The organism is Enterobacter sp. 186315 (assembly GCF_053290175.1).
Genome location: NZ_JBPTTK010000023.1, coordinates 22,113 through 48,719, shown reverse-complemented (window position 1 = coordinate 48,719; position 26,607 = coordinate 22,113). Strand labels below are relative to the sequence as shown.

Genomic DNA, 26,607 nt, shown 5'->3' with positions numbered 1-26,607 from the left:
GTGACATGGCGCATAAAATATCCCTCCGGCCGGGTTTAGCGAAATAGTTTCGCTGAAGGCGCTGACTGGACAAAATAGTGAACCGGGCATAAAGTTAATCAATCGATTGATTAATTCTGAGCGACGCGATGAATACGACCCCGACCACCACCAAAGGCGAACAGGCGAAAAGCCAGCTTATCGCCGCCGCACTGGCCCAGTTTGGCGAGTACGGTATGCACGCCACCACCCGCGATATCGCCGCCCAGGCCGGACAAAACATTGCCGCCATCACCTACTACTTTGGCTCAAAAGAGGATCTGTACCTCGCCTGCGCTCAATGGATCGCCGACTTTATCGGCACCCAGTTTCGCCCGCAGGTTGAAGAGGCCACCGCCCTGCTCGACCAGCCCACCGTCGACCGTGAGGCCATTCGCACCCTGATCCTCAACGCCTGCCATAACATGATCCGCGTGCTGACCCATGACGATACGCTGAACCTGAGTAAGTTTATCTCACGCGAGCAGCTCTCGCCTTCCGCCGCCTATAAGCTGGTACACGATCGGGTGATCGCCCCCATGCACAGCCATCTGACCCGGCTGATTGCCGCCTACACCGGGCGCGACGCGGACGATACCGCCACCATTCTGCATACCCACGCCCTGCTCGGCGAAGTGCTCGCCTTCCGCCTGGGGCGGGAAACCATATTGTTACGCACCGGCTGGACACAGTTTGATGAGGATAAAGCCGCGCAAATTAGCCAGGTCATCACCTGTCACGTTGACCTGATCCTGCAAGGCTTAACGCAAAGGAGCCTGAAGTCATGAAAAAACCTGTCGCCATCGTTCTGGTGGTTGTTGTGTTACTCGCTGCGGGGATCGGCGGCTGGCTGTGGTATCAGAGCCATCAGGACAAGGGCCTGACGCTCTACGGCAACGTTGATATTCGAACCGTTAATATGAGCTTCCGCGTCGGCGGGCGGCTGGCGTCCCTTAGCGTTGACGAAGGCGACGCCATCAAAACCGGGCAGACGCTGGGGATGCTCGATAAAGCCCCGTATGAGAACGCCCTGATGCAGGCCAAAGCGGGCGTGTCCGTCGCCCAGGCGCAGTACGACCTGATGCTGGCGGGCTATCGTGACGAAGAGATTTCTCAGGCCGCCGCCGCCGTTAAGCAGGCCAAAGCGGCATTTGACTACGCGCAGAACTTCTACAACCGCCAGCAGGGGCTGTGGAAAAGCCGCACTATTTCCGCCAACGACCTGGAAAACGCGCGCTCTTCCCGCGACCAGGCGCAGGCGACGCTGAAATCGGCGCAGGACAAATTAAGCCAGTACAACACCGGTAATCGTCCGCAGGATATCGCCCAGGCCAAAGCCAGCCTGGAGCAGGCTCAGGCGCAGCTGGCGCAGGCCCAGTTAGATCTGCATGACACCACGCTGGTGGCGCCGTCCGACGGCACCATCCTCACCCGCGCCGTGGAGCCGGGCAGCATGCTGAACGCGGGCAGCACCGTTTTAACGCTCTCGCTGACGCGTCCGGTGTGGGTTCGCGCCTATATCGACGAGCCGAATCTGAGCCAGGTGCAGCCCGGCCGCGAGCTGCTGCTCTATACCGACGGTCGCCCGGACAAGCCCTATCACGGCAGGGTGGGCTTTGTCTCCCCGACCGCCGAGTTCACCCCGAAAACCGTTGAAACCCCGGATCTGCGCACCGACCTCGTTTATCGCCTGCGCATTATCGTGACGGACGCCGACGACGCGCTGCGTCAGGGGATGCCGGTCACCGTCACCTTCAGCGATGGGGAAAAACATGAATGATGCGGTTATCGAGCTCGACGGGTTAGTCAAACGCTTTGCCGGGATGGATAAGCCCGCGGTGGCCCCGCTGAACTGCACCATCCAGAAAGGCTACGTGACCGGGCTGGTCGGCCCGGACGGCGCGGGCAAAACCACCCTGATGCGGATGCTCGCCGGGCTGCTCAAGCCGGACGAAGGCGCCGCCCGGGTGCTGGGTCTGGACCCGATTAAAGACGACAGCGCCCTGCACGCCATGCTCGGCTATATGCCGCAGAAGTTTGGCCTGTACGAAGATTTAACGGTGATGGAAAACCTGAATCTGTACGCCGACCTGCGCAGCGTCACCGGGGAAACCCGGCAGAAGACCTTTGCCCGGCTGCTGGAATTTACCTCGCTCGGGCCTTTCACCGGCCGCCTGGCGGGGAAACTCTCCGGCGGCATGAAGCAAAAGCTGGGTCTGGCCTGTACGCTGGTGGGCGAGCCGAAGGTGCTGCTGCTGGACGAGCCGGGCGTGGGCGTTGACCCTATCTCGCGCCGGGAGCTGTGGCAGATGGTTCACGAGCTGGCCGGGGACGGCATGCTGATCCTCTGGAGCACGTCTTACCTCGACGAAGCCGAGCAGTGCCGCGACGTGCTGCTGATGAACGAGGGCGAGCTGCTCTATCAGGGGGAGCCGACAAAGCTCACCCAAAGCATGGCCGGGCGCAGCTTCCTGCTGCACAGCCCGCAGGAGTCCAACCGCAGGCTGCTTCAGCGGGTGCTGAAACTGCCGCAGGTGAGCGACGGGATGATTCAGGGGCGCTCGGTGCGCCTGATCCTGAAAAAAGAGGCCAGCGCCGACGACGTCCGCCGCGCGCCGGGGATGCCGGATATCGAAATAAACGAAACCGCCCCGCGCTTTGAAGATGCCTTTATCGATCTGCTGGGCGGGGCGGGCACCTCCGAGTCTCCGCTGGGGGCGATATTGCATACGGTCGAAGGGACGCCCGGCGAAACGGTGATTGAAGCCAAATCCTTGACCAAAAAGTTTGGCGATTTTGCCGCCACCGACAACGTGGATTTCGCCGTAAAGCGCGGGGAAATTTTTGGCCTTCTCGGGCCGAACGGCGCCGGGAAATCCACCACCTTTAAGATGATGTGCGGCCTGCTGGTGCCCACCTCCGGCAAGGCGCTGGTGCTGGATATGGATCTGAAGGTCAGCTCCGGCAGGGCGCGTCAGCATCTGGGCTATATGGCGCAGAAGTTCTCCCTTTACGGCAACCTGACGGTAGAGCAAAACCTGCGCTTTTTCTCCGGCGTGTACGGGCTGCGCGGCAAGGCGCAGAACGAGAAAATCAGCCGCATGAGCGACGCGTTCGGCCTGAACAGCATCGCCTCTCACGCCACCGACGACCTACCCCTCGGGTTCAAGCAGCGCCTGGCGCTGGCCTGCTCGCTGATGCATGAGCCGGACATCCTGTTTCTTGATGAACCGACGTCGGGCGTTGACCCCCTCACCCGCCGCGAGTTCTGGCTGCACATCAACAGCATGGTGGAAAAAGGGGTGACGGTGATGGTCACCACCCACTTTATGGACGAGGCGGAATACTGCGACCGCATCGGGCTGGTCTATCGCGGCAAGCTGATTGCCCACGGTACGCCGGACGATCTTAAAGCGCAGGCCGCCGACGATGAACAGCCGGACCCGACAATGGAGCAGGCGTTTATCACCCTGATCCACGACTGGGATAAGGAGCATAGCCATGAGCAATAGCGCAATTTCGTGGCGCAGGGTGCGCGCGCTGTGCATTAAAGAAACCCGCCAGATCGTGCGTGACCCCAGCAGCTGGCTGATTGCGGTGGTGATCCCCCTGCTGCTGCTGTTTATCTTCGGCTACGGCATTAACCTCGACTCCAGCAAGCTGCGGGTGGGGATTTTGCTGGAACAGCGCAGCGAAGAGGCGCTGGACTTTACCCACGCCATGACCGGCTCGCCCTACATTGACGCCACCATCAGCGACAACAGGCAGGAGCTAATCCAGAAGATGCAGGCCGGGCAAATTCGCGGGCTGGTGGTTATCCCGGTGGATTTCGCCGCCAACATGGCGCGGGACAATACCGACGCCCCGATACAGGTGATCACCGACGGCAGCGAGCCCAACACCGCCAACTTTGTGCAGGGCTACGTCGAGGGCATCTGGCAGCTGTGGCAGATGCAGCGGGCGGAAGACCGGGGCGAGCAGTTCGAGCCGCTGATCGACGTGCAGACCCGCTACTGGTTTAACCCCGCCGCCATCAGCCAGCACTTTATTATTCCAGGGGCGGTGACCATCATCATGACGGTAATCGGCGCGATACTGACCTCGCTGGTGATCGCCCGCGAGTGGGAGCGCGGCACCATGGAGGCGCTGCTCTCCACTGAAGTGACGCGCGTCGAGCTATTGCTCTGCAAGCTTATCCCCTATTACTTCCTCGGGATGCTGGCGATGCTGCTCTGTATGCTGGTGTCGGTGTTTATTCTCGGCGTGCCCTATCGCGGCTCGCTGGTGCTGCTGTTCCTGATTACCAGTCTGTTTTTACTGAGCACGCTGGGGATGGGACTGCTGATCTCCACCATCACCCGCAACCAGTTTAACGCCGCGCAGGTGGCCCTGAACGCCGCCTTCCTGCCGTCGATTATGCTGTCGGGCTTTATCTTCCAGATAGACAGCATGCCTGCGGCGATCCGCGCGGTGACCTATATCATTCCGGCGCGCTATTTCGTCAGCACCCTGCAAAGCCTGTTCCTCGCCGGGAATATCCCGGTGGTGCTGGTGATTAACATTCTGTTTTTGCTGGCGTCGGCGGTGATGTTTATCGGGCTGACGTGGATGAAAACCAAACGGCGGTTAGATTAACACCGTGCAGATATTTCGCCCGGTGGCGCTACGCTTACCGGGCCTACGATTTGTAGGTCGGGTAAGCGCAAGCGCCACCCGGCTGGAGGACGACGCAATGTTTCACCGTTTATGGACGTTAATACGCAAAGAGCTGCAATCCCTGCTGCGCGAGCCGCAAACCCGCGCCATTCTGGTGCTGCCGGTGCTGATCCAGGTGCTGCTGTTCCCGTTTGCCGCCACCCTGGAGGTGACGAACGCCACCATCGCCATCTATAACGAAGATAACGGCAAACATTCCGTCGAGCTGACGCAGCGTTTTGCCCGTGCCAAAGCGTTTACCCATATTCTGCTGCTGAAAAGCCCGCAGGAGATCAAGCCGACTATCGACACGCAAAAGGCGCTCTTGCTGGTGCGCTTCCCGGCGGATTTCTCGCGCAATCTCGACACCTTCCAGACCGCGCCGATGCAGCTCATCCTCGACGGGCGTAACTCCAACAGCGCCCAGATTGCCGCCAACTATCTGCAACAGGTGGTGAAGGATTATCAGCAGGAGCTGATGACCGGGAAGACCAAACCCAACAACAGCAAGCTGGTGGTGCGTAACTGGTATAACCCGAATCTGGACTACAAGTGGTTTGTGGTGCCGTCGCTGATCGCCATGATCACCACCATCGGCGTGATGATCGTGACCTCGCTCTCCGTTGCCCGCGAGCGGGAACAGGGAACGCTGGATCAGCTGCTGGTCTCGCCGCTGGCGACCTGGCAGATTTTTGTCGGCAAAGCCATTCCGGCGCTGATCGTCGCCACCTTCCAGGCCACCATCGTGCTCGGCGTGGGGATCTGGGCCTATCAAATTCCGTTTGCCGGATCGCTGGCGCTGTTTTACTTCACGATGGTGATTTACGGGCTGTCGCTGGTGGGCTTTGGATTGCTGATTTCGGCGCTCTGCTCAACGCAGCAGCAGGCGTTTATTGGGGTGTTCGTCTTTATGATGCCGGCGATTTTGCTCTCGGGGTACGTGTCCCCGGTTGAGAACATGCCGGTATGGCTGCAAAACCTGACGTGGATAAACCCGATTCGGCACTTCACGGATATCACCAAGCAAATTTATCTGAAGGATGCGAGTCTGGACATTATCTGGGGAAGCTTGTGGCCGCTGCTGGCAATAGCGGCCACGACGGGATCAGTGGCCTACGCGATGTTTAGACGCAACATTGCGTAGCTTTTTCTCTTTGGTGAGCAGTGAGACCACCGCAGGCCCTGCGAGGATAGCCAGACCGGCCAGGGCCAGCAGCAGGTTGTTTTGCAGCACGCGCGACAGCAGCCAGAGCACAATCATGGCGGCACCAAAATACCAGGTGGTGGTCAGCTCTTCGAGCACGTCACCCACCCCGCGCCAGCGCGCCTCGTGGTGGCGCTGTAAAAACAGCATTGCCAGTACGGTCACGCCGTAAACCACGCATAATCCCAGACCAACACGCACCAGCGTGCCGCTCATCCAGCCCATCACCAGTACGGCCACGACCAGTAAATGCAACATTATCTGCCAGCAACTTAGACCTGTTGCGACACGAACGCGTTGTTGCCACTTCATGGCTTCTCTCCTGAAGAATTTTTATCTGCTAACTCAGACTACCGCACTTTACGGAAAATTCCGTATCGACGCATCTTTTTGTGACGCCTACTACACTTTATTTTCATCGGGATAGTGACCCAGGAAGGTGCTTATGACCAAAAAAACGCAGCATTTCTCACTCAAAGTGCTGACGATAAACATTCATAAAGGCTTCACAGCATTTAACCGCCGCTTCATTTTACCGGAGCTGCGCGACGCGGTGCGCACGGTCAGCGCGGATATCGTCTGCCTGCAAGAGGTGATGGGCGCGCACGAGGTGCATCCGATGCATTTTGAAAACTGGCCCGACACCCCGCACTACGAATTCCTCGCCGATACCATGTGGAGCGATTACGCCTACGGCCGCAACGCCGTCTACCCGGAAGGCCATCACGGCAACGCGGTGCTGTCGCGTTTTCCAATCGAACATTACGAGAACCGCGACGTGTCGGTGGGCGACAGCGAAAAGCGCGGCCTTCTTTATTGCCGCATCGCCCCGCCGGAGCTCGATATTCCCCTCCACGTTGGCTGCGTTCATCTCGGCCTGCGTGAAGCACACCGCCAGGCGCAGCTGGACATGCTGGCCCAGTGGACAAACGCCCTGCCCGACGGCGAGCCGGTGGTGGTCGCGGGCGATTTCAACGACTGGCGGCAGCGGGCGAATCATCCGCTGAAGGAGAAAGCCGGGCTGGAGGAGATTTTTACCCGCGCGCGCGGCAGGCCGGCGCGCACCTTCCCGGTGCGCTTCCCGCTGCTGCGCCTCGACCGTATTTATGTCAAAAACGCACACGCCAGCAGCCCGACGGCGCTGGCCCTCATGAACTGGCGACATCTGTCTGACCATGCCCCGCTGAGCGCGGAGATCCATCTATGAAATGTACGTGGCAGGAAGGCAATCAAATCACGCTGCTGGAAAACGGCGATAACTACTATCCGGCGGTGTTTGACGCGATTAGCCATGCGCAAAAAAAAGTGATTCTCGAAACCTTTATCTGGTTTGAGGATGATGTAGGTAAACAATTACACGCCGTGCTGCTCCGCGCCGCCCAGCGCGGTATCACCATCGAGGTGCTGCTGGACGGCTACGGCTCCCCCGATCTCAGCGATGAGTTCGTCAACGAGCTGACCGCCGCCGGGGTGGTGTTCCGCTATTACGATCCCGGCCCCCGCGTGTTCGGGATGCGCACCAACCTCTTTCGCCGGATGCACCGCAAAATCGTGGTGATCGACGAGTCCATCGCCTTCGTGGGCGGCATTAACTACTCCGCCGAGCACATGTCCGACTACGGCCCGGAGGCCAAGCAGGATTATGCGATCCGCATCGAAGGGCCGGTAGTGCAGGATATTTTGCTGTTTGAGCTGGAAAACCTGCCGGGCAAAGAGGCCGTTCGCCGCTGGTGGCGCCGTCGCCACCGCCCGGAAGAGAACCGGATGCCCGGCGAAGCGCAGGCGCTGTTCGTCTGGCGCGATAACGGCGAGCACCGGGACGATATCGAGCGTCACTATCTGAAGATGCTGGCGAACGCGAAGCGCGAGGTGATTATCGCCAACGCGTATTTCTTCCCCGGCTACCGCATTTTACATGCGATGCGCAATGCCGCCCGGCGCGGCGTGCGGGTGAAGCTTATCGTGCAGGGCGAGCCGGATATGCCGATAGTCAAAGTGGGCGCGCGCCTGCTCTATAACTATCTGGTGAAGGGCGGCGTGCAGATTTACGAATACCGTCGTCGCCCGCTGCACGGCAAGGTGGCGCTGATGGACGATCACTGGGCGACCGTGGGCTCCAGCAACCTCGATCCGCTGAGTTTGTCGCTGAATCTGGAGGCCAACCTGATCATCCACGATCGCAAGTTTAACCAGACGCTGCGCGACAACCTTCAGGGGCTTATCGTTAACGACTGCGTGCGGGTGGATGAAACGATGGTGCCGAAACGGACCTGGTGGAATCTGGGCATCGGGGTGGTGGTGTTCCACTTCCTGCGCCACTTCCCGGCGATGGTCGGCTGGCTGCCCGCGCACACGCCGAAGCTGGCGCAGGTAGAACCGCCCGTTCAGCCTGAAATGGAAACCCAGGACCGCGTTGAAATGGAAAGCGGAGGGAAGCCCTGATGTCCAAATCGCATCCTCGCTGGAGGCTGGCAAAGAAAATCCTTACCTGGCTGTTCTTTATCGCCGTCGCGGTGCTGCTGGTGGTTTACGCCCAGAAGGTCGACTGGGAAGAGGTGTGGAAGGTTATCCGCAACTACAACCGGACGGTGCTGCTGGGGGCGGTCGGGCTGGTGATCGTCAGCTATCTGATGTACGGCTGCTACGACCTGCTGGGGCGCGCCTACTGCGGGCATAAGCTCGCCAAACGCCAGGTGATGCTGGTGTCGTTTATCTGCTACGCCTTTAACCTGACGCTGAGCACCTGGGTGGGCGGCATCGGGATGCGCTACCGGCTTTACTCACGTCTGGGGCTGCCCAGTGGGACCATCACCCGCATTTTCTCGTTGAGCATCACGACCAACTGGCTGGGCTACATTTTGCTCGGCGGGGTGATTTTCACCATCGGCGTGGTGCAGCTGCCCGCGCACTGGTATATCGATGAAACCACGCTGCGCATTATTGGCATCGTGCTGCTGTTGCTTATCGCGGTCTATCTGTGGGCCTGCGCCTTCGCCAAACGTCGCCATATGACCATCAAGGGGCAAAAGCTGGTGCTGCCGTCGTGGAAGTTCGCGCTGTTGCAGATGGTGGTGTCCAGCGCCAACTGGATGGCGATGGGGGCGATAATCTGGATGCTGATCGGCGAAGACGTAAATTACTTCTTCGTGCTGGGAGTGCTGCTGGTGAGCAGTATTGCCGGGGTGATTGTTCATATCCCGGCGGGGATAGGCGTGCTGGAAGCGGTGTTTATCGCGCTGCTGGCCGGTGAGCATGTCTCCCAGGGGACGATTATCGCGGCGCTGCTGGCCTATCGAATGCTCTATTACTTCCTGCCGCTGGCGCTGGCGACGGTGTGTTATCTGGTGCTGGAGAGTCGGGCGAAAAAGCTGCGGGCGAAGAACGAGAAGGCAATGGCGAAATAATTTTAGTCGGGTAGCGCTGCGGTCTGATGCCCTCACCCCTGCCCTCTCCCACAGGGAGAGGGAGAAAAGACCGCACCGTGCAATTCCCTCTCCCCTATGGGGAGAGGGTTAGGGTGAGGGGAAATAACTAACGACGGTTGCCGAAAATACGCAGCAGCATCAGGAACAGGTTGATAAAGTCCAGATACAGCGTCAGCGCGCCCAGAATCGAGTACTTGCGCAGGGTTGAAGTGTCGCGCACGTCGATCTGCTCGCCGATGTTTTTCAGCTTCTGGGTGTCGTAAGCCGTCAGGCCAACAAACACCACCACCCCGATGTAGGTCACCGCCCACATCAGCGCGTCACTCTTCAGCCACAGGTTTACCAGCGACGCCAGCACAATCCCAATCAGCCCCATGAACAACATGCTGCCGAGGCCGCTTAAATCGCGCTTGGTGGTGTAACCGTACAGGCTCATCACGCCGAACATCCCGCCTGTCACTACAAAGGTACTGGCGATGGAGGAGTAGGTGTAGACGATGAAGATGCTGGAGAGCGTCAGCCCGGTCAGCGCCGAGTAGAGCATGAACAGCGTGGTCGCCATCCCTGCGCTCAGCTTATGCACCAGTCCGGAGAGCACAAACACCAGCGCGAGCTGGGCGATGATCAGGCCGAAGAAGGTGATTTTGCTGGAAAAGATAAACATCATCAGGTCAGGGGTGTTTGCGGCGTACCACGCGATAAACGCGGTCAACAGCAGGCCGACTGTCATCCAGCCGTACACCTGAGCCATATACGTTTGCAGCCCGGAACGGGTCTGCTGCACTATTGAATCTGAACGCGGAAATCGGTCCATGATTAACTCCTGATTAAGTGGACTTACCCGTTAAGATTAACACAACAATATAAACCTGTTACCAACGGCTGGCGGCCTGTTTATCGCTGTCGCGCGATTCCACCCAACGGTCTCCTTCCGGAGTTGCTTCGCGTTTCCAGAAAGGCGCTTTGGTTTTGAGGTAATCCATGATGAACTCCCCCGCCGCGAAGGCGCTGCCGCGGTGGGCGCTGGTGACGCCGACAAAGACGATCTCCTCGCCAGGCCACATTTCACCGATGCGGTGGATAACCGTCACGCGCCCGAGTGGCCAGCGTTTGCGCGCTTCAATGACAATTTCATCAAGCGATTTTTCGGTCATGCCCGGATAATGCTCCAGGGTCAGCGCCTTCACGCTGTCGCCCAGGTTATGATTTCGGACCTTTCCGGTAAAGGTCACCACCGCGCCGTCTTCGTCGCGCTCTGCGAGCCAGCCGTATTCCGTCCCCACGCTAAAGCGGTCAGGACTTACTACGATGCGTGTGTCAGCCATCTCAACCCCCTGTGACCGGCGGGAAGAAGGCGACTTCATCGCCTGACGTCAGCGGATGGGAAAAGTCCACCAGCGTCTGATTCACCGCCGCCAGCAGCTTTCCTTCGTCCAGCGCCAGCGCCCAGCGGTCGCCCTGCCCTGCCAGATGCGCGCGCAGGGCGGCAACGTTCTCAAAAGGGGTATCCAGCGTCAGGCTGTCGGTATTCACCAACTCGCGGACCTGGGCAAAAAAGAGCACCTTAATCATTGCTGTCCACCTTAAAATCGCCCGACTTGCCGCCGCTTTTTGCCAGCAGGCGCAGCGGGCCAATCACCATGTCTTTTTGTACGGCTTTGCACATGTCGTAGATGGTCAGCGCCGCCACGGAGGCCGCCGTCAGCGCTTCCATCTCTACGCCGGTCTTACCGGTTAAGCGGCAGAGGGATTCGATGCGCACGCGGTTGTGCTCCGGCTGCGCCTGAAGGTTAACCTCGACTTTGCTCAGCATCAGCGGGTGGCACAACGGAATTAAGTCCCAGGTGCGTTTCGCCGCCTGGATCCCGGCAATGCGGGCGGTGGCAAACACGTCGCCCTTGTGGTGGCTGCCGTCGATAATCATCGCCAGCGTTTCTGGCAGCATGGTAACAAAGGCTTCAGCGCGCGCTTCACGCACCGTTTCAGCTTTGGCGGAGACATCCACCATATGCGCTTCGCCAGCGGCGTTAATGTGGGTCAGTTGCGACATAGCTTACTTCTTCAAATGAGGATGGAAATTACACGGACGGGTACGGGCATCGAGCTGCGGGGCGATAATGTTTTCCCACGCGGTGCGACAGGCTTTGGTCGACCCCGGCATGGCGAAAATCAGGGTGTGGTTTGCCACCCCCGCCACGGCGCGCGACTGCAACGTGGAGGTGCCAATCTCTTCAAACGAGAGCATCCGGAACACTTCACCAAACCCTTCGACTTCGCGGTCAAACAGCGGCAGCAGCGCTTCGGGGGCCTGATCGCCTGCGGTAAAACCGGTACCGCCGGTGATCAGCACCACCTGCACATCGTCGCTCGCTATCCAGCGGGAAACTTCAGCGCGAATGGCGTAGCGGTTCTCTTTCACAATCGCCTTATCGATAACCTGATGCCCGGCCTCGGTTGCCGCGTCGCGCAGCCAGTGGCCGGAGGTATCATCCTCTTCACCACGGCGGTCGGACACGGTAAGAATGGCAATACGGGTTGGGATAAACTCGGCGCTTACCTGACTCATCTTCTGGTTCCTTCTTAAGACTGATTACCCGCCAATGTAGGACAGGTTCTGAGTAATTCCGGTGTTGCCCTGATGCAGGAAGTGGGTCTGCTTTTTGTGCGTCAGCGCCTCGGAAATCCGCGCCTCAAGCGCGTCCTGTTGAGCATCGTCTGCCAGCAAATCACGCAGATCCACGCCGCCGTCGCCAAAAAGGCACAAATGCAGCTTGCCGACGGACGACACGCGCAGGCGGTTACAGCTGGCGCAGAAGTCTTTCTCGTAGGGCATGATCAGCCCGATTTCCCCTTCGTAATCCGGGTGACAAAAGACCTGTGCCGGGCCGTCGCTGCGCTGGCGGATCTGGTGGATCCAGCCGCGTTTAAGCAGCTCGTCGCGCAGCACCATGCCGGAGATATGATGGCGGCGGAACAGGTCGCTGCCCTCGCCCGTTTCCATCAGCTCAATAAAACGCAGTTGAATGCGGCGCGGTTTTATCCACGCCAGGAAGGTGTCCAGCTGATGATGATTCACATCGCGCATCAGCACCGTATTGACTTTCACCTTGTCAAACCCGGCGGTAAACGCGGCGTCGATGCCGTCCATCACCTGGCGGAACTTGTCCTGGCCGGTGATGGCGTGGAACTGACGGGCGTCGAGGCTATCGACGCTGACGTTAATCGCCGTCAGCCCCGCGTCGCGCCAGTTCGCCACGTCGCGCGCCATGCGGTATCCATTAGTGGTGACCGCTATCTGACGGATACGGTCGTTTTCACGCACGGCGGCAATGATGTCGGGGAAGTCGCGACGCAGAGAGGGTTCGCCCCCGGTCAGACGGACTTTTTCGGTGCCGAGTTCTGAGAACGCACGCGTGACGCGGCGCACTTCATCCACGGAGAGGAAGCCGTTATTGGTAGTGCTGCCGGGTTTATAGCCATCGGGCAGACAGTAGGTGCAACGGAAATTGCACACATCGGTAATCGACAGACGCAGGTAGAAAAACTTACGCGCGAATGCATCAGTGAGTTGTGAAGCCATGTACACCTTTCCAGATACGGGAGGCACAGTCATTTCTTTCTGTACCCTGGTGGCAAATCCGCCACGGCCAGAGCGCCATATCTTTCGACACAGGCACAAAGGCTAGAGTGTATGTTTTCAAAATTGAAAACGTGGTTATGGCGATAGTAGCGCGGAAATCCCCACTTCGCCATTCTCGGTTTCGCTATATAATTAACTACATAACGACCTGTTCGTGCATTTTCGCTACAGAATACGCAAAAATGGGTCTTTCGCATTGATATACGTCATTTTGGACCGGGTGAGGCATCGTCTTTTAGGGGTAGTTAGGGTACTGTGACGCAGATAAATCGTGATAAGGAATAGGTATGCGCAATCGCACTTTTGCGGATCTCGACCGGGTTGTAGCCATTGGCGGCGGTCACGGCCTGGGACGGGTGATGTCTTCGCTCTCTTCGCTCGGTTCCAGGCTAACCGGGATCGTCACCACCACCGATAACGGCGGCTCTACCGGGCGTATTCGTCGTTCGGAAGGGGGCATCGCGTGGGGTGATATGCGCAACTGTCTGAACCAGTTAATTACGGAACCAAGCGTCGCTTCGGCGATGTTTGAGTATCGTTTTGGCGGTAACGGCGAACTTTCCGGGCATAACCTCGGAAATCTGATGCTAAAGGCGCTCGATCACCTGAGCGTGCGGCCGTTAGAGGCGATCAATTTAATACGAAACCTGCTGAAAGTGGACGCGTTCCTGATCCCGATGTCAGAACATCCGGTTGACCTGATGGCCATTGATACGGAAGGGCATGAAGTTTACGGCGAGGTAAATATCGACCAGCTGACGCTCCCGCCGAAAGAGCTGATGATTTACCCGAGCGTGCCGGCCACGCGGGAAGCGATCGACGCCATCAGCGAAGCGGATGTGATTTTGATTGGCCCCGGCAGTTTTTATACCAGCCTGATGCCCGGCCTGCTGGTAAAAGAGCTGGCGCAGGCGCTGCGCCGAACCCCTGCTCCGATGGTCTATATCGGCAATCTGGGGCGCGAACTCAGCCCGGCGGCGGCGAACCTGTCGCTGGCGGATAAGCTCAATATGATGGAGCAGTACGTCGGCAAAAAAATTATTGACGGCGTGGTTGTAGGGCCGAACGTGGATGTGTCCGGTATTGGCGATCGGATGGTGGTACAGGAGCCGCTGGAGGCCAGCGACATCAAATACCGCCATGACCGCCACCTGCTGCGCGAGGCGCTGGAGAAGGCGATTCAGGCGCTGGGATAAGGTCGTTTTGTGCGGCCTGATGCCCTCACCCCAACCCTCTCCCATAGGGAGAGGGAGAAAAAACCTACGACGCCGCAATAAACAGATCCCGTAACTGATGCAGCTGGTCGCGGATCTGCGCCGCCTCTTCGAATTCGAGGTTTTGCGCGTGCTGCATCATCTGCCCTTCCAGCTCGTGGATCTTCTGCTGCAACGCTTTCGGGGTCAGCGCGACGGTATCTTCTTCCACCACGGCACGCGCTTTGCCGCGCCCTTTCGACTTGGTCTTCGCAATGTTCTGGCCCAGCGCCAGAATATCCACCACCTTCTTGTTCAGACCCTGCGGCGTGATGCCGTGCTCTTCATTGTAGGCCTGCTGCTTCTCGCGGCGACGCTCGGTTTCGCCAATCGCTTTCGCCATTGACGGGGTGATTTTGTCCCCGTAGAGGATCGCCTTCCCGTTGACGTTACGCGCGGCGCGACCGATGGTCTGGATAAGCGATCGCTCGGAGCGCAGGAAGCCCTCTTTATCGGCGTCCAGAATCGCCACCAGCGACACCTCAGGCATGTCCAGACCTTCTCGCAGGAGGTTGATACCCACCAGCACGTCAAACTCGCCCAGGCGCAAATCGCGGATGATCTCCATGCGCTCGACGGTGTCGATATCGGAGTGCAGGTAACGCACCTTCTCGCCGTGCTCTTCCAGGTATTCGGTCAAATCTTCGGCCATGCGCTTGGTCAGCGTCGTCACTAGCACGCGCTCGTTGATGGCGGAGCGGGCGCGGATCTCCGACAGCAGATCGTCGACCTGCGTCGCCACCGGACGCACTTCGATAATCGGGTCGAGCAAGCCCGTCGGACGCACCACCTGATCCACCACTTCGTCACCGGATTTTTCCAGCTCGTAGTTGCCCGGCGTGGCCGATACGTAGATGGTCTGCGGGGCCAGCGCTTCAAACTCTTCAAACTTCAGCGGACGGTTATCGAGCGCCGACGGCAGGCGGAAGCCATACTCCACCAGCGTCTCTTTACGGGCGCGGTCGCCGCGGTACATCCCGCCGATCTGCGGAATGGTGACGTGGGATTCGTCCACCACCAGCAGGCCGTCTGCCGGAAGGTAGTCAAACAGCGTTGGGGGCGCCTCGCCCGGCCCGCGGCCGGACAGGTAGCGGGAGTAGTTTTCCACGCCCGAGCAGTAGCCCAGCTCGTTCATCATCTCCAGGTCAAACTGGGTACGCTGGCTGATGCGCTGCTCTTCAAGCAGCTTGTTATTCGCCAGCAGCACCTTACGCCGGTCGGCCAGCTCGACTTTGATCTCTTCCATCGCCTGCACGATGCGCTCGCGCGGCGTTACGTAGTGGGTTTTCGGATAGACGGTGAAGCGCTGAATGGTCGATTCAACGTGGCCGGTGAGCGGGTCAAACAGCGACAGGCGCTCAACCTCTTCGTCAAACAGCTCCACGCGCAGCGCCATATCGTCTGATTCCGCCGGGAAGATGTCGATCACTTCGCCGCGCACGCGGAAGGTCCCGCGCTGGAACGCCTGATCGTTACGGGTGTATTGCAGCTCGGCAAGACGGCGCAGAATGGCGCGCTGATCGATGATCATCCCCTGCGTCAGGTGCAGCATCATCTTCAGATAGAGATCCGGATCGCCCAGACCGTAAATAGCCGACACCGACGCCACCACAACCACGTCGCGCCGCTCCAGCAGCGCTTTGGTGGCCGACAGTCGCATCTGCTCAATGTGTTCGTTCACCGACGCATCTTTTTCGATAAAGGTGTCGGAGCTCGGGACGTAGGCTTCCGGCTGGTAGTAATCGTAGTAGGAGACGAAATACTCCACCGCGTTGTCCGGGAAGAACTCTTTCATCTCGCCGTACAGCTGCGCGGCGAGGGTTTTGTTGGGTGCCAGCACCATCGTAGGGCGTTGCAGATCCGCAATGACGTTTGCCACGGTAAAGGTTTTACCGGAGCCGGTCACACCCAGCAGGGTCTGATGTGCAAGACCGTCTTCCAGCCCCTCTTTCAGACGACGAATCGCCTCAGGCTGGTCGCCCGACGGACGGAAAGCAGAATTTAGTTTAAACGGTTTACTCATGGGCGATGACCTGATGACGTTATTAGCGGCAGGTCTGTAATTTTACTCGCAGTTGCCAGGATTGCCAGTAATTAATACTGGATGAAAAACCAGTAGCATGTCAGGCTTTATGGAGTAGCGTTCGAATGATTAGCGGGATCGGGGATAAAATTTGAACTGTGACAAGATAAAACGCTGCCCTGACCCGGTTATCCCCAGAACTTTTTCTTTTTTAACATTTGTCAAGGGATGTAAAGTCAGATTCCCGGGAACAGGTGACACTTTCATTACGCTAATTGCTTTTATTTAACCAGTTAATTTTTAACAGATATTTCCTAAAGCCGCGTTTCGCACCAATTCAGGCGTAACCCGCGTATTCTCTCGCTTTTCGCGTGTTTTCTAACTCTCATACACATGGTTATCCACAGGAATAGTGGATAACTGCTTCCAGCCCGTATGGACCGCCACTCGGGCGATTCCCGGTTTTTCCCAGCGGCGGGTTAACAAAAAATTTTTATAGCTCTTTTTTGATGGTAATCAGTTGAACCACAGATAACATTTGGTGAGATCTTAATCACATTTCGCCTATTTTTACCGTTGCACCACCACCCGACACCGTCAGCACTGCCGCTGTGCAACTCTCTCCGACCGCTCACCTGAACCCGAGGCGCATTCCTAAAAAAGGGGCTTTTTTAATCAACTTCGTGTTTCTGGCAGGTCTTTTGCAGTATCTGAAACGAGCCTTGCCCACAACGATTTTTAAGGAGAGAAAGATGTTGAGTCTGCGTGCAGTGAACCAGTTCTACGGAAGCCAACATACGTTATGGAACGTGGATTTAGATTTTCCGCAAGGCCAGTGTACCGGGGTGATTGGCCTGCCGGGGATGGGGAAAACCACCCTGATGAACTGCATCGTCGGCAATGTGCCCGTCGACAGCGGCACCATCATCTGGCACGAGGCGGGCGCACCGCCCTGCGACCTGCTGCACCAGCCGCCGGAACTGCCCCGTATCCCCGGCATTGGTTACGTGCCGCAGGACAGGCGGATATTCTCGCAGCTGACAATCGAAGAGAATCTGCATATCGCCCTGCGGGCAACGGGGCAGCGCGACGCCGGTGCCACAGGCGACATCTTTGACCTTTTCCCGCAGCTTTATCCCCTGCGCCAGCAGCGTGCTAATGGGCTGACGCCTGATGTGCAGTACCAGCTGGCGCTCGCCAATGCGCTGGTGAATCGCCCACGCGTGTTGATTCTGGATGAGCCGATGCACGGCGCGGAACCGAGTTTCGCCCAGAAGTTAGGGCAGCTGCTGGTGCGGCTGAGTCAGGAGCTGGGGATGACGGTGTTACTGGCAGAGCAGCAGCTGTCGTTTATTCGCCGGGTGGCTGACCGCTTCTGTCTGCTTTATCGCGGGCGTAACGTGGCGCAGGGCCACGTTAACGAGCTTAACGATGAGCTTATAGCCCACTGGATGACGCGTGAGGCAAGGCGCTGAGATCGAGATACCGCCCGGTGTCGGCGTTTTCTGCCCCGCCCGCAAGCCACGGAATTTCACCGAGGAACGGCGCGGGGAGCAGGCGTTTAAGCGTTGCCAGATACTCCTGATGACGCCTGCCGGGCGGCGTAACGTCGTTCGCCACCCAGCCCGCCAGCCGCAGTCCGGCCTGCCGAATTGCCTGCGCGGTGAGCATCGCGTGGTTGATGCAGCCGAGCTTAACGCCCACCACCAGAATGACCGGAAGCTGCTCCGCCTGCACCCAGTCGGCGAAGGTGTGGCTTTCTGAAAGCGGCGTAAACCAGCCGCCCGCCCCCTCCACCAGCACCCATTCGGCCTGCTGCTCCAGCGCGCGCAGGCCGCCGGACAGCACGGCAAAATCGATATCGCGCCCTTCGTCCGCGCTGACGATATGCGGCGAGGTCGGCTCGGCGAAGGTATAGGGGTTAACCTCGTCGTAGCTCAGCGCCAGGCTACTGTGACGCTGTAGCGCCAGGGCGTCGGTATTGCGCAGCCCGTCGGGCGTCATCTCGCTGCCGGAGGCAACGGGCTTGTAGCCTGCGGTGCGGTATCCCTTCAGATTCGCCGCCTGAAGCAGCGCGGCGCTGGCGACGGTTTTACCTACTTCGGTATCCGTGCCGGTCACAAAATAACGTTCAGTCACGTTCGATAATCCCATGAAAAAGTTGATAAGAGAGCGTGAACGCCCCCTCCTGCTGCGGCCAGGCCATCTCCAGACGCTGCAACTCGCCGCGCGTCAGCGGCTTGTTGTCGCGCCCGGAATGCAGATGCGTGGCGCCGATGCCCTTAAGCGATCGCATGGCGCTGAGCGCGTCGTTAAAGGCAAGGGTGATGGTCTGCACCCTGTAGCGATAACGCCAGCCGCGCAGCGCCTGAAGCACCGCCTCCTGCGAGAGAAAACGGTTGGCGTGCGCCCGGGCGTCTACCGCCTGCCACGCCTGATTTAGCTCCGGCAGGGAGCTTTCCAGCAGCGTGGTAAAAGCAACCTTCCCGCCGGGGCGCGTGACGCGGTACAGCTCGCCTAACGCCTGCGGCAGGCTGCTGCACCACTGCACCGCAAGATGGCTCCAGACCAGATCAAACTGCGCGTCCGCCAGCGGTATGGCCTCGATATCCGCCACCAGATAGCGATCCGCCGCCTGCTGCTGGCGCGCCTCGTCCAGCATCTGCGGCGAGAGATCGAGCGCCGTCACGCAGCTTCCGGCCTCGCGCCAGTCGCGGCTGTTGCCGCCCGGCCCGCATCCCGCGTCCAGCACCTGCTGAAAATGGCCTTCGCCGAGGGTCGCCCGCAGGCCGCTGGCGCTCTGACGTTGCAGCGCATCGTGCTGTGAATACCGCTGCGCGGCGCGGCCGAAAGCGGCGGCGACGGCGCGTTTATTGACTGGCGACATGCAGCGCCTCCAGCAGCGTATCAATATCGTCTGTTTCGTGAGCCGCCGTGAGCGTCAGGCGCAGACGCGCCGTGCCCGGCGGCACCGTGGGTGGACGGATCGCCGTAACCCACATGCCCCGCTCGCGTAACGCCTGCGCCAGACGCAGCGCCCGGGCGTTATCACCGACGATAACCGGCTGGATCGCGCTCTGCGAATCGGTGGTCTGAAACGGCAGCGCGCTCAGCCCCTGACGGAAACGCCCGATGCGCTCGGCTAACCGAGCGCGGCGCTGCGCCCCGTCGTCACTGCGAATGACCGCCAGCGAGGCGGACAACGCCACGGCCTGCGCCGGAGGCATACTGGTGCTGTAAATCAGGTGTCGCGCGAATTGCAGCAGGTAATCGGCGACCGATTTGCTGCACAGCACCGCCGCCCCGCTGACGCCAAATCCTTTGCCGAAGGTGACGACCAGCAGTTCGGGCTTTACGCCCTGCTGCCAGGCGCTGCCGCGCCCCTCGTCACCGACCACGCCGATACCATGGGCATCGTCCACCAGCAGCCACGCGTTTTTCTGCGCAGCCGTGGCCTGGAGTTGCGCGAGCGGCGCGCTGTCGCCGTCCATGCTGAACACCCCCTCCGTCACCGCCAGCTGCTGCCCTGCGCAGGGTTTATCAAGCAGTAAGGCAAGCTGGCGGGCGTCGTTATGGGCAAAGCGCCGCAGCTGCGCCGGGCTGAGGTTTGCCGCCTCCAGCAGGGAGGCGTGGCTTAAACGGTCGGCCACAATCCGATCATCCTTGCCCATCAGCGCCGTAATGACCGCCTGATTGGCGGCAAAGCCGGAGATAAACAGCAGCGCGCGCGGATAGCCCAGCCAGTCGGCAAGCTCCTCCTCCAGCGCCTGATGCGCCGTGGTGTAGCCGCTGACGTGGCCCGACCCGCCGCTGCCCGCGCCGTAGCGTTCAGCGCCCTGCTGCCAGGCACGCACAATCTGCGGGTGCTGGCTCAGGCCGAGATAATCGTTGCTGGAAAAGTTGCAGAACCGCCGACCGTCGCGGGTGAGAAAACGGCCTGCACCGTTCTCCACCACGGTGCGCACGCGAAAAGCGTCCGCCGCCCGGCGTTCCTCCAGCGCGGTATGGATGCGCTGCTGCCAGGTCATACGGCTGCCGCGTTGTAGAACTGGTCGGTGTCGGCGTTGAAAATCTGCTGTTCAAGCTGCTGCTGTTGCTCGTTATCGCCCGTCAGCACCTCGGTCTGGTGCGGGTTTAGCCCCAGCTTGCGAAACAGCTGAACGTCTTTGTCCTCTTCCGGGTTCGGGGTGGTCAGCAGCTTGCAGCCGTAGAAGATGGAATTGGCCCCGGCCATAAAGCACATCGCCTGCGTCTGTTCGCTCATCTGCTCGCGGCCTGCGGAGAGGCGCACAAACGAGGTTGGCATCATGATGCGCGCCACGGCGATGGTGCGGATGAAGTCAAACGGATCCACGTCGTCGTTGTCCGCCATCGGCGTGCCTTTCACCTTCACCAGCATGTTGATCGGCACGCTTTCCGGCGGCGTCGGCAGGTTCGCCAGCTGGAGCAGCAGCCCCGCGCGGTCTTTCACCGTTTCCCCCAGGCCAACAATGCCGCCCGAGCAGACTTTGATCCCGGCGTCCCGCACCTTATCGAGCGTGTCCAGACGCTCCTGATAGGTGCGGGTGGTGATGATGTTGCCGTAAAACTCCGGCGAGGTGTCGAGGTTGTGGTTGTAATAGTCCAGTCCCGCCGCCGACAGGCGCTGCGCCTGATGCTCATTGAGCGTGCCGAGGGTCATACAGGCTTCCAGCCCCATCTCCTTCACGCCTTTAACCATCTGCTCCAGATAGGGCATGTCGCGATCGTGCGGGTTTTTCCACGCCGCGCCCATGCAGAAACGGGTCGACCCGGCGTTTTTGGCCTTACGCGCGGAGTCGAGCACCTGCTCCACCTCCATCAAACGCTCGGCTTCAAGGCCGGTTTTATAGCGCGCGCTCTGCGGGCAGTATTTGCAATCTTCGGGGCAGGCCCCGGTCTTGATCGACAGCAGCGTGCTGACCTGAACGTGGCGCGGATCGAAGTGCTGACGATGCACCTGCTGCGCTTCAAACATCAGCTCCAGGAAGGGTTTGTTGAATAATTCAGTGACTTGCGACATCGTCCAGCGTGCGTGGTGAGCCATCGGGCTTCTCCAAAGGGTTTTGTTAATTCTCGGTTCGGTTTATACTTGTAAACCTAAATGTTTTCAAAATGGTTTACAAGTCGATTATGACCCCGGACGATCTCGCCTTCGACAGACAGCATATCTGGCACCCTTACACCTCCACAACCCGCCCTCTGCCGGTCTATCCGGTGGCCTCCGCTCACGGCTGCGAGCTGCATCTCGCCAGCGGCGAGGCGCTGGTCGACGGCATGTCCTCCTGGTGGGCAGCGATCCACGGCTACAACCATCCGCGCCTGAACGCGGCGATGAAAGCGCAGATCGACCAGATGTCGCACGTGATGTTTGGCGGGATCACCCATCAGCCTGCGGTTGACCTGTGCCGTCGTCTGGTCGCCATGACGCCCGAATCGCTGGAGTGCGTTTTCCTCGCGGATTCCGGCTCGGTGGCCGTTGAGGTGGCCATGAAAATGGCGTTGCAGTACTGGCACGCGAAGGGCGAGCCGCGCCAGCGGTTCCTCACCTTCCGCAACGGCTATCACGGGGATACCTTTGGCGCGATGTCGGTGTGCGATCCGGACAACTCCATGCACAGCCTGTGGAAGGGCTATCTGCCGGAGAACCTGTTTGCGCCTGCGCCGCAGAGCCGCTTCGACGGCGAGTGGAACGAGATGGACATGGTGGGCTTTGCGCGCCTGATGGCGGCGCATCGCCACGAGATCGCCGCCGTTATTCTTGAGCCGATTGTTCAGGGCGCGGGCGGAATGCGCATGTATCACCCGGAGTGGCTGAAGCGCATCCGGAAGATGTGCGATCGGGAAGGGATTTTGCTGATTGCCGACGAGATCGCCACCGGTTTTGGCCGCACCGGCAGGCTGTTTGCCTGCGAGCACGCGGGGATCGCGCCGGACATTCTCTGTCTGGGCAAAGCGCTGACCGGCGGCACCATGACGCTCTCCGCGACCCTCACCACCCGCCGCGTCGCCGATACCATCAGCGACGGCGACGCGGGCTGCTTTATGCACGGCCCGACCTTTATGGGCAACCCGCTGGCCTGCGCGGTGGCGAGCGAAAGCCTCGCGATCCTTGAAAGCGGCGAGTGGCAAACCCAGGTGACGGCCATCGAGGCGCAGCTTAAACAGGAACTGAGCGCGGCGGCTGATGCGGAGTTCGTGGCGGACGTGCGCGTGATGGGTGCAATTGGCGTGATTGAGACCACCCATCCGGTGAACATGGCGGCGCTCCAGCGCTTCTTCGTGGCGCGCGGCGTCTGGGTGCGGCCTTTCGGCAAGCTTATCTACCTGATGCCGCCGTACGTCATTACCCCGGAGCAGCTGCGTAAATTAACGGATGCGGTGGTTACAGCCGTTAACATTCCCGCGCATTTCGCGATTTAACCCCATGCGTTACACTTTCTGAACGAGTGAATAACGAGGGTAAACCGTATGAAAATCATCAGTAAAGATCTGCGCGACGGCGAAAAGCTTCCCGAGCGCCACGTTTTCAACGGCATGGGCTATCAGGGGGATAATATCTCTCCACACCTGGCCTGGGACGAGGTGCCCGCTGGCACCAAAAGCTTCGTCGTGACCTGCTACGACCCGGACGCCCCGACCGGCTCCGGCTGGTGGCACTGGATTGTCGCCAACCTGCCCGCCGACACGCGCGTGCTGCCGCAAGGCTCCGGCTCGGATCTGGTTGCGCTGCCGGAAGGTGCCGTGCAGACGCGTGCCGATTTCGGCAAAGCGGGCTACGGCGGCGCGGCGCCGCCAAAAGGGGAAACGCACCGCTATATCTTCACGGTACACGCGCTGGACGTGGACAAGATTGAGGTGGACGAAGGCGCGAGCGGCGCGATGGTGGGCTTTAACGTGCATTTCCACACGCTTGGCAGCGCGTCGATAACGGCGATGTATTTATAATAGTGCGGGCTGATGCCCTCACCCCGGCCCTCTCCCACAGGGAGAGGGAGAAAACCTAACTATCCCCTCTCCCCGTGGGAGAGGGTTAGGGTGAGGGCAAAAATCACAGCACTGAAGGCAACAACCCCACCAGCCTTCCCTCTTCCAGAAGCTGGATCGCCTTATCAATGTCCGGCGCGAAGAACCGATCGTCGTCGTAATGGGTGACGTGCTCGCGCAACGCATGACGCGCCTGCTCCAGCAGCGGGCTGGAGGTTAACCCTTCGCGCAGATCGATCCCCTGACAGGCCGCCAGCCACTCGACCGCCAGCACGCCGCGCGTGTTGGAAGCCATCTCCCACAGTCGGCGTCCGGCCGCCGGGGCCATCGAAACGTGATCTTCCTGGTTAGCCGAGGTTGGCAGGCTGTCCACGCTGTGCGGGTGCGACAGGGCTTTGTTCTCGCTCGCCAGCGCCGCCGCCGTGACCTGGGCAATCATAAAGCCCGAGTTTACCCCGCCGTTGCGCACCAGGAACGGCGGCAGCTGAGACATATGTTTATCCATCATCAGCGCGATACGCCGCTCGGACAACGCGCCGACTTCGGCAATCGCCAGCGCGATATTATCCGCCGCCATCGCCACCGGCTCGGCGTGGAAGTTCCCGCCGGACACCACCTCGTTCTCCTGGGCAAAGACCAGCGGATTATCGGATACCGCGTTTGCTTCCACCAGCAGCACCTCCGCCGCCTGGCGCAGCTGCGTCAGACAGGCTCCCATCACCTGCGGCTGGCAGCGCAGGGAATAAGGGTCCTGCACCTTGTCGCAGTTGTGATGCGAATCCGAAATCTCGCTGGAATCGGTCAGCAGATGGCGATACATCGCGGCGGCGTCAATCTGCCCGCGCTGGCCGCGCACCTCGTGAATGCGCGCGTCGAACGGACGACGCGAGCCGAGCACCGCTTCGGTGGTCAGCGCGCCGCACACCACCGCCGAGGCGAACAGATCTTCCGCCTCAAACAATCCTCGCAGGGCAAAGGCGGTCGACGCCTGGGTGCCGTTCAGCAGCGCCAGCCCCTCTTTTGCCGCCAGGGTAATCGGCTCCAGCCCGGCTTTTTCCAGCGCCTCCTTCGCAGGCAGCCACTCGCCCTGCCAGCGCGCCTTCCCTTCCCCGAGCAGCAGCAGGGACATATGCGCCAGCGGTGCCAGATCGCCGGACGCGCCCACGGAGCCTTTCGCCGGGATCCATGGATAGACTTCTGCATTCACCAGCGCCATCAGCGCCTGGATCACACTCAGACGAATGCCCGAGAAGCCGCGCGCCAGGCTGTTGATCTTAAGCACCATCATCAGGCGGACAATCTCATCGTCCAGCGGCTGACCGACGCCCGCCGCGTGGGAGAGCACCAGCGAGCGCTGTAGATTTTCCAGATCCTGGGTCGCGATGCGGGTCTGCGCCAGCAGGCCAAACCCGGTGTTAATGCCGTAGGCGGTGCGCCCTTCGGCCACGATGGCCTCGACGCAGGCCACGCTGTCGTTAATCGCCGCGTGGGCGCTTTCATCCAGCGTGAGCGCCACCGGCTGGCGCCAGATTGTACGCAGCTGTTTCAGGGTCAGCGAGCCGGGAGTCAGTGTCAGAGCGTTCATCAAAGCTTTCCTTGTGTGGCAGGGATCATCGGCAGGTTTAGCCCCTGCTCTTTGGCGCAATCAATGGCAATGTCATAGCCCGCGTCCGCATGGCGCATCACGCCGGTCGCCGGGTCATTGTGAAGCACGCGGGCGATACGCGCCGCCGCCTCGTCGGTTCCGTCGCAGACGATGACCATCCCGGCGTGCTGGGAGAAGCCCATCCCCACGCCGCCGCCGTGGTGCAGCGACACCCAGGTCGCGCCGCTGGCGGTGTTCAGTAAAGCGTTCAGCAGCGGCCAGTCGGATACCGCGTCCGAGCCGTCGCGCATGGCTTCGGTCTCGCGGTTCGGGCTGGCGACGGAGCCGGAGTCCAGATGGTCGCGCCCTATCACAATCGGCGCGGACACTTCGCCGCTGCGCACCATTTCGTTAAACGCGAGGCCGAGCTTTTGCCGCCATTCCAGCCCTACCCAGCAGATACGCGCGGGCAGCCCCTGGAAGCTGATCCGCTCGCGCGCCATGTCCAGCCAGCGGTGCAGATGTTCGTCGTCGGCGACAATCTCTTTCACCTTCGCGTCGGTTTTGTAGATATCTTCCGGATCGCCGGAGAGCGCCACCCAGCGGAACGGGCCGATGCCGCGGCAGAACAGCGGACGGATATAGGCAGGCACAAAGCCGGGGAAGTCGAATGCGTTTGCCACGCCCGTCTCTTTGGCCATCTGGCGAATATTGTTGCCGTAATCGAAGGTCGGGATGCCCTTCTGGCTGAAGGCCAGCATGGCCGAGACATGCTGCGCCATCGCGCGTTTGGCTGCCTGAACCGTCCCTTCCGGGTCGGTTTCGGCTTGTTGCTGGTAGGCGTCCCACGTCCAGCCCACGGGCAGATAGCCGTGCAGCGGATCGTGGGCGCTGGTCTGGTCGGTGACGAGATCCGGGCGCACGCCACGGGCGACGAGTTCAGGAAGGATCTCCGCCGCGTTGCCGCACAGGGCAATCGACACGGCTTTGCCTTCGGCGGTGTATTTCTCGATCCGCGCCAGCGCGTCGTCCAGACTGTCAGCCTGCTCGTCCACGTAGCGGGTACGCAGACGGAAATCGATACGGCTCTGCTGGCACTCAATGTTCAGCGAGCAGGCCCCGGCAAGGGTCGCGGCCAGCGGCTGTGCGCCACCCATCCCGCCCAGCCCGGCGGTGAGCACCCAGCGCCCTTTCAGGGAGCCGTTATAGTGCTGGCGACCGGCCTCAACGAAGGTTTCGTAGGTGCCCTGCACGATGCCCTGGCTGCCGATGTAGATCCAGCTGCCCGCCGTCATCTGGCCGTACATCGCCAGCCCTTTGACGTCCAGCTCGTTGAAGTGTTCCCAGGTGGCCCAGTGCGGCACCAGGTTGGAATTGGCAATCAATACGCGCGGCGCGTTGGCGTGGGTTTTGAATACGCCGACCGGCTTGCCGGACTGCACCAGCAGGGTTTCATCGCTTTCCAGCTGCGTCAGCGCGTTCACAATGGCGTCGTAGCACTCCCAGTTCCGCGCGGCGCGGCCAATGCCGCCGTACACCACCAGCTCGTGGGGATTTTCGGCCACCTCAGGATCGAGGTTGTTCATCAACATGCGCAGCGGGGCTTCGGTGAGCCAGCTTTTGGCGGTAAGCGTGGTGCCGCGCGGGGCGCGAACGTCCTGCTGGCGGTATTTACCTGACGACATTGTGTGCTCCTCATACGGGACAGATGATGCAGTAAGATATACTTGTATAGACAAGCACACACAAGGCTGGATTT

26 protein-coding genes and 1 riboswitch are annotated in these 26,607 nt (G+C 60.2%); of the genes, 12 read left to right on the top strand and 14 right to left on the bottom strand.

Going from position 1 to position 26,607, the window contains the following annotated elements:
- The first annotated feature begins 128 nt into the window (after positions 1-128).
- The 5 genes from cecR to ACSVHP_RS19675 all read left to right on the top strand — a co-directional run bounded on the left by cecR (position 129) and on the right by ACSVHP_RS19675 (position 5,857).
- Positions 129-806 carry a transcriptional regulator CecR gene (cecR, locus tag ACSVHP_RS19695; RefSeq protein WP_447552783.1) on the top strand — a complete coding sequence of 226 codons (678 nt, stop codon included), beginning with the start codon at positions 129-131 and terminating at the stop codon, positions 804-806.
- Positions 803-1,798 carry a secretion protein HlyD gene (hlyD, locus tag ACSVHP_RS19690; RefSeq protein ID WP_234674201.1) on the top strand — a complete coding sequence of 332 codons (996 nt, stop codon included), beginning with the start codon at positions 803-805 and terminating at the stop codon, positions 1,796-1,798. Before cecR ends, hlyD begins: the two co-directional genes overlap by 4 nt.
- On the top strand, positions 1,791-3,530 hold the full coding sequence (locus ACSVHP_RS19685; RefSeq protein WP_447552782.1) for an ATP-binding cassette domain-containing protein: 1,740 nt from the start codon (positions 1,791-1,793) through the stop codon (positions 3,528-3,530). The genes hlyD and ACSVHP_RS19685 overlap by 8 nt, the downstream gene beginning before the upstream one ends.
- On the top strand, positions 3,520-4,653 hold the full coding sequence (locus ACSVHP_RS19680) for an ABC transporter permease (RefSeq protein WP_234674199.1): 1,134 nt from the start codon (positions 3,520-3,522) through the stop codon (positions 4,651-4,653). Before ACSVHP_RS19685 ends, ACSVHP_RS19680 begins: the two co-directional genes overlap by 11 nt.
- 97 nt (positions 4,654-4,750) lie before the next feature.
- Entirely contained in the window at positions 4,751-5,857 is a 1,107-nt protein-coding gene (locus ACSVHP_RS19675) for an ABC transporter permease (RefSeq protein WP_417316138.1), read from the top strand.
- Here the strand turns inward: ACSVHP_RS19675 and ACSVHP_RS19670 are convergent.
- On the bottom strand, positions 5,819-6,229 hold the full coding sequence (locus tag ACSVHP_RS19670) for a YbhQ family protein (protein ID WP_234674197.1): 411 nt from the start codon (positions 6,227-6,229) through the stop codon (positions 5,819-5,821). The two genes, ACSVHP_RS19675 and ACSVHP_RS19670, sit on opposite strands and share 39 nt — an antisense overlap.
- Positions 6,230-6,362: 133 nt before the next feature.
- Between ACSVHP_RS19670 and ACSVHP_RS19665 the strand changes: the two genes are divergently transcribed.
- Genes ACSVHP_RS19665 through ACSVHP_RS19655 form a run of 3 tightly spaced genes read left to right on the top strand, consistent with a single transcriptional unit; the run spans position 6,363 to position 9,321 of the window.
- Complete coding sequence (locus ACSVHP_RS19665) at positions 6,363-7,124, top strand: endonuclease/exonuclease/phosphatase family protein (protein ID WP_234674196.1); 762 nt, start codon at positions 6,363-6,365, stop codon at positions 7,122-7,124.
- A complete protein-coding gene (gene clsB / locus ACSVHP_RS19660) occupies positions 7,121-8,359 on the top strand; it encodes a cardiolipin synthase ClsB (protein ID WP_234674195.1) in 1,239 nt (412 codons plus the stop codon). The genes ACSVHP_RS19665 and clsB overlap by 4 nt, the downstream gene beginning before the upstream one ends.
- The gene (locus ACSVHP_RS19655) at positions 8,359-9,321 is read left to right on the top strand and encodes a lysylphosphatidylglycerol synthase domain-containing protein (RefSeq protein WP_234674194.1); all 963 of its coding nucleotides are present in this window, start codon (positions 8,359-8,361) and stop codon (positions 9,319-9,321) included. The genes clsB and ACSVHP_RS19655 overlap by 1 nt, the downstream gene beginning before the upstream one ends.
- A gap of 127 nt (positions 9,322-9,448) precedes the next feature.
- Here the strand turns inward: ACSVHP_RS19655 and ACSVHP_RS19650 are convergent, their stop codons facing one another.
- The 6 genes from ACSVHP_RS19650 to moaA all read right to left on the bottom strand — a co-directional run bounded on the left by ACSVHP_RS19650 (position 9,449) and on the right by moaA (position 12,922).
- Positions 9,449-10,156, bottom strand: coding sequence for a Bax inhibitor-1/YccA family protein (locus ACSVHP_RS19650; RefSeq protein ID WP_447552781.1), 708 nt, complete (start codon positions 10,154-10,156; stop codon positions 9,449-9,451).
- A 58-nt stretch (positions 10,157-10,214) separates the two neighbouring features.
- A complete protein-coding gene (moaE, locus tag ACSVHP_RS19645; RefSeq protein WP_417315855.1) occupies positions 10,215-10,667 on the bottom strand; it encodes a molybdopterin synthase catalytic subunit MoaE in 453 nt (150 codons plus the stop codon).
- 1 nt (position 10,668) lies between these two features.
- Positions 10,669-10,914 (bottom strand): molybdopterin synthase sulfur carrier subunit, encoded by a 246-nt coding sequence (gene moaD / locus ACSVHP_RS19640; protein WP_447552780.1) that lies wholly within the window; start codon positions 10,912-10,914, stop codon positions 10,669-10,671.
- Complete coding sequence (moaC, locus tag ACSVHP_RS19635) at positions 10,907-11,392, bottom strand: cyclic pyranopterin monophosphate synthase MoaC (RefSeq protein WP_234674190.1); 486 nt, start codon at positions 11,390-11,392, stop codon at positions 10,907-10,909. The genes moaD and moaC overlap by 8 nt, the downstream gene beginning before the upstream one ends.
- A gap of 3 nt (positions 11,393-11,395) precedes the next feature.
- On the bottom strand, positions 11,396-11,908 hold the full coding sequence (moaB, locus tag ACSVHP_RS19630) for a molybdenum cofactor biosynthesis protein B (RefSeq protein WP_447552779.1): 513 nt from the start codon (positions 11,906-11,908) through the stop codon (positions 11,396-11,398).
- A gap of 24 nt (positions 11,909-11,932) precedes the next feature.
- On the bottom strand, positions 11,933-12,922 hold the full coding sequence (gene moaA / locus ACSVHP_RS19625) for a GTP 3',8-cyclase MoaA (protein WP_447552778.1): 990 nt from the start codon (positions 12,920-12,922) through the stop codon (positions 11,933-11,935).
- Positions 12,910-13,044, bottom strand: a riboswitch (molybdenum cofactor riboswitch). Its footprint overlaps the gene before it by 13 nt.
- A 225-nt stretch (positions 13,045-13,269) precedes the next feature.
- Between moaA and yvcK the strand changes: the two genes are divergently transcribed.
- Positions 13,270-14,178 (top strand): uridine diphosphate-N-acetylglucosamine-binding protein YvcK, encoded by a 909-nt coding sequence (gene yvcK, locus ACSVHP_RS19620; protein WP_417315863.1) that lies wholly within the window; start codon positions 13,270-13,272, stop codon positions 14,176-14,178.
- Positions 14,179-14,242: 64 nt separating this feature from the next.
- On the opposite strand, the gene uvrB is transcribed toward yvcK, so the two are convergent.
- Positions 14,243-16,258: an excinuclease ABC subunit UvrB gene (gene uvrB / locus ACSVHP_RS19615; RefSeq protein WP_234674186.1), complete on the bottom strand. Its 2,016-nt coding sequence runs from the start codon at positions 16,256-16,258 to the stop codon at positions 14,243-14,245.
- 752 nt (positions 16,259-17,010) lie between these two features.
- Between uvrB and ACSVHP_RS19610 the strand changes: the two genes are divergently transcribed.
- Positions 17,011-17,733, top strand: a complete 723-nt coding sequence (locus ACSVHP_RS19610; protein WP_234674185.1) for an ABC transporter ATP-binding protein — start codon at positions 17,011-17,013, stop codon at positions 17,731-17,733.
- On the opposite strand, the gene bioD is transcribed toward ACSVHP_RS19610, so the two are convergent.
- The 4 genes from bioD to bioB are packed head-to-tail and all read right to left on the bottom strand — an operon-like array spanning position 17,696 to position 21,323.
- A complete protein-coding gene (bioD, locus tag ACSVHP_RS19605) occupies positions 17,696-18,397 on the bottom strand; it encodes a dethiobiotin synthase (protein WP_447552777.1) in 702 nt (233 codons plus the stop codon). The genes ACSVHP_RS19610 and bioD overlap by 38 nt on opposite strands.
- Entirely contained in the window at positions 18,390-19,145 is a 756-nt protein-coding gene (gene bioC, locus ACSVHP_RS19600) for a malonyl-ACP O-methyltransferase BioC (RefSeq protein WP_447552776.1), read from the bottom strand. Before bioC ends, bioD begins: the two co-directional genes overlap by 8 nt.
- Entirely contained in the window at positions 19,129-20,286 is a 1,158-nt protein-coding gene (gene bioF, locus ACSVHP_RS19595; RefSeq protein WP_447552775.1) for an 8-amino-7-oxononanoate synthase, read from the bottom strand. The genes bioC and bioF overlap by 17 nt, the downstream gene beginning before the upstream one ends.
- Complete coding sequence (gene bioB, locus ACSVHP_RS19590) at positions 20,283-21,323, bottom strand: biotin synthase BioB (RefSeq protein ID WP_447552774.1); 1,041 nt, start codon at positions 21,321-21,323, stop codon at positions 20,283-20,285. The genes bioF and bioB overlap by 4 nt, the downstream gene beginning before the upstream one ends.
- A gap of 68 nt (positions 21,324-21,391) precedes the next feature.
- Between bioB and bioA the strand changes: the two genes are divergently transcribed.
- Positions 21,392-22,699 (top strand): adenosylmethionine--8-amino-7-oxononanoate transaminase, encoded by a 1,308-nt coding sequence (gene bioA / locus ACSVHP_RS19585; RefSeq protein ID WP_447552773.1) that lies wholly within the window; start codon positions 21,392-21,394, stop codon positions 22,697-22,699.
- Between the two features lie 48 nt (positions 22,700-22,747).
- Positions 22,748-23,224: a kinase inhibitor gene (locus ACSVHP_RS19580; protein ID WP_447552772.1), complete on the top strand. Its 477-nt coding sequence runs from the start codon at positions 22,748-22,750 to the stop codon at positions 23,222-23,224.
- Positions 23,225-23,327: 103 nt separating this feature from the next.
- On the opposite strand, the gene hutH is transcribed toward ACSVHP_RS19580, so the two are convergent.
- Together hutH and hutU are read right to left on the bottom strand one after the other, a co-directional pair.
- The gene (hutH, locus tag ACSVHP_RS19575; RefSeq protein WP_447552771.1) at positions 23,328-24,848 is read right to left on the bottom strand and encodes a histidine ammonia-lyase; all 1,521 of its coding nucleotides are present in this window, start codon (positions 24,846-24,848) and stop codon (positions 23,328-23,330) included.
- A complete protein-coding gene (hutU, locus tag ACSVHP_RS19570) occupies positions 24,848-26,533 on the bottom strand; it encodes a urocanate hydratase (RefSeq protein ID WP_447552770.1) in 1,686 nt (561 codons plus the stop codon). Before hutU ends, hutH begins: the two co-directional genes overlap by 1 nt.
- Positions 26,534-26,607: the final 74 nt, after the last annotated feature.

Bases quoted from the DNA above. Each gene is read 5' to 3' on its own strand.
- ACSVHP_RS19655 (WP_234674194.1), top strand. From the start codon at position 8,359: ATGTCCAAATCGCATCCTCGCTGGAGGCTGGCAAAGAAAATCCTTACC.
- ACSVHP_RS19670 (WP_234674197.1), bottom strand. From the start codon at position 6,229: ATGAAGTGGCAACAACGCGTTCGTGTCGCAACAGGTCTAAGTTGCTGG.
- moaD (WP_447552780.1), bottom strand. From the start codon at position 10,914: ATGATTAAGGTGCTCTTTTTTGCCCAGGTCCGCGAGTTGGTGAATACC.
- moaC (WP_234674190.1), bottom strand. From the start codon at position 11,392: ATGTCGCAACTGACCCACATTAACGCCGCTGGCGAAGCGCATATGGTG.
- cecR (WP_447552783.1), top strand. From the start codon at position 129: ATGAATACGACCCCGACCACCACCAAAGGCGAACAGGCGAAAAGCCAG.
- bioA (WP_447552773.1), top strand. From the start codon at position 21,392: ATGGTTTACAAGTCGATTATGACCCCGGACGATCTCGCCTTCGACAGA.
- bioF (WP_447552775.1), bottom strand. From the start codon at position 20,286: ATGACCTGGCAGCAGCGCATCCATACCGCGCTGGAGGAACGCCGGGCG.
- moaA (WP_447552778.1), bottom strand. From the start codon at position 12,922: ATGGCTTCACAACTCACTGATGCATTCGCGCGTAAGTTTTTCTACCTG.
- uvrB (WP_234674186.1), bottom strand. From the start codon at position 16,258: ATGAGTAAACCGTTTAAACTAAATTCTGCTTTCCGTCCGTCGGGCGAC.
- hutH (WP_447552771.1), bottom strand. From the start codon at position 24,848: ATGAACGCTCTGACACTGACTCCCGGCTCGCTGACCCTGAAACAGCTG.
- hutU (WP_447552770.1), bottom strand. From the start codon at position 26,533: ATGTCGTCAGGTAAATACCGCCAGCAGGACGTTCGCGCCCCGCGCGGC.
- ACSVHP_RS19665 (WP_234674196.1), top strand. From the start codon at position 6,363: ATGACCAAAAAAACGCAGCATTTCTCACTCAAAGTGCTGACGATAAAC.
- ACSVHP_RS19685 (WP_447552782.1), top strand. From the start codon at position 1,791: ATGAATGATGCGGTTATCGAGCTCGACGGGTTAGTCAAACGCTTTGCC.
- ACSVHP_RS19580 (WP_447552772.1), top strand. From the start codon at position 22,748: ATGAAAATCATCAGTAAAGATCTGCGCGACGGCGAAAAGCTTCCCGAG.
- bioC (WP_447552776.1), bottom strand. From the start codon at position 19,145: ATGTCGCCAGTCAATAAACGCGCCGTCGCCGCCGCTTTCGGCCGCGCC.
- ACSVHP_RS19610 (WP_234674185.1), top strand. From the start codon at position 17,011: ATGTTGAGTCTGCGTGCAGTGAACCAGTTCTACGGAAGCCAACATACG.
- yvcK (WP_417315863.1), top strand. From the start codon at position 13,270: ATGCGCAATCGCACTTTTGCGGATCTCGACCGGGTTGTAGCCATTGGC.
- moaB (WP_447552779.1), bottom strand. From the start codon at position 11,908: ATGAGTCAGGTAAGCGCCGAGTTTATCCCAACCCGTATTGCCATTCTT.
- moaE (WP_417315855.1), bottom strand. From the start codon at position 10,667: ATGGCTGACACACGCATCGTAGTAAGTCCTGACCGCTTTAGCGTGGGG.
- ACSVHP_RS19675 (WP_417316138.1), top strand. From the start codon at position 4,751: ATGTTTCACCGTTTATGGACGTTAATACGCAAAGAGCTGCAATCCCTG.
- bioB (WP_447552774.1), bottom strand. From the start codon at position 21,323: ATGGCTCACCACGCACGCTGGACGATGTCGCAAGTCACTGAATTATTC.
- hlyD (WP_234674201.1), top strand. From the start codon at position 803: ATGAAAAAACCTGTCGCCATCGTTCTGGTGGTTGTTGTGTTACTCGCT.
- ACSVHP_RS19650 (WP_447552781.1), bottom strand. From the start codon at position 10,156: ATGGACCGATTTCCGCGTTCAGATTCAATAGTGCAGCAGACCCGTTCC.
- clsB (WP_234674195.1), top strand. From the start codon at position 7,121: ATGAAATGTACGTGGCAGGAAGGCAATCAAATCACGCTGCTGGAAAAC.
- ACSVHP_RS19680 (WP_234674199.1), top strand. From the start codon at position 3,520: ATGAGCAATAGCGCAATTTCGTGGCGCAGGGTGCGCGCGCTGTGCATT.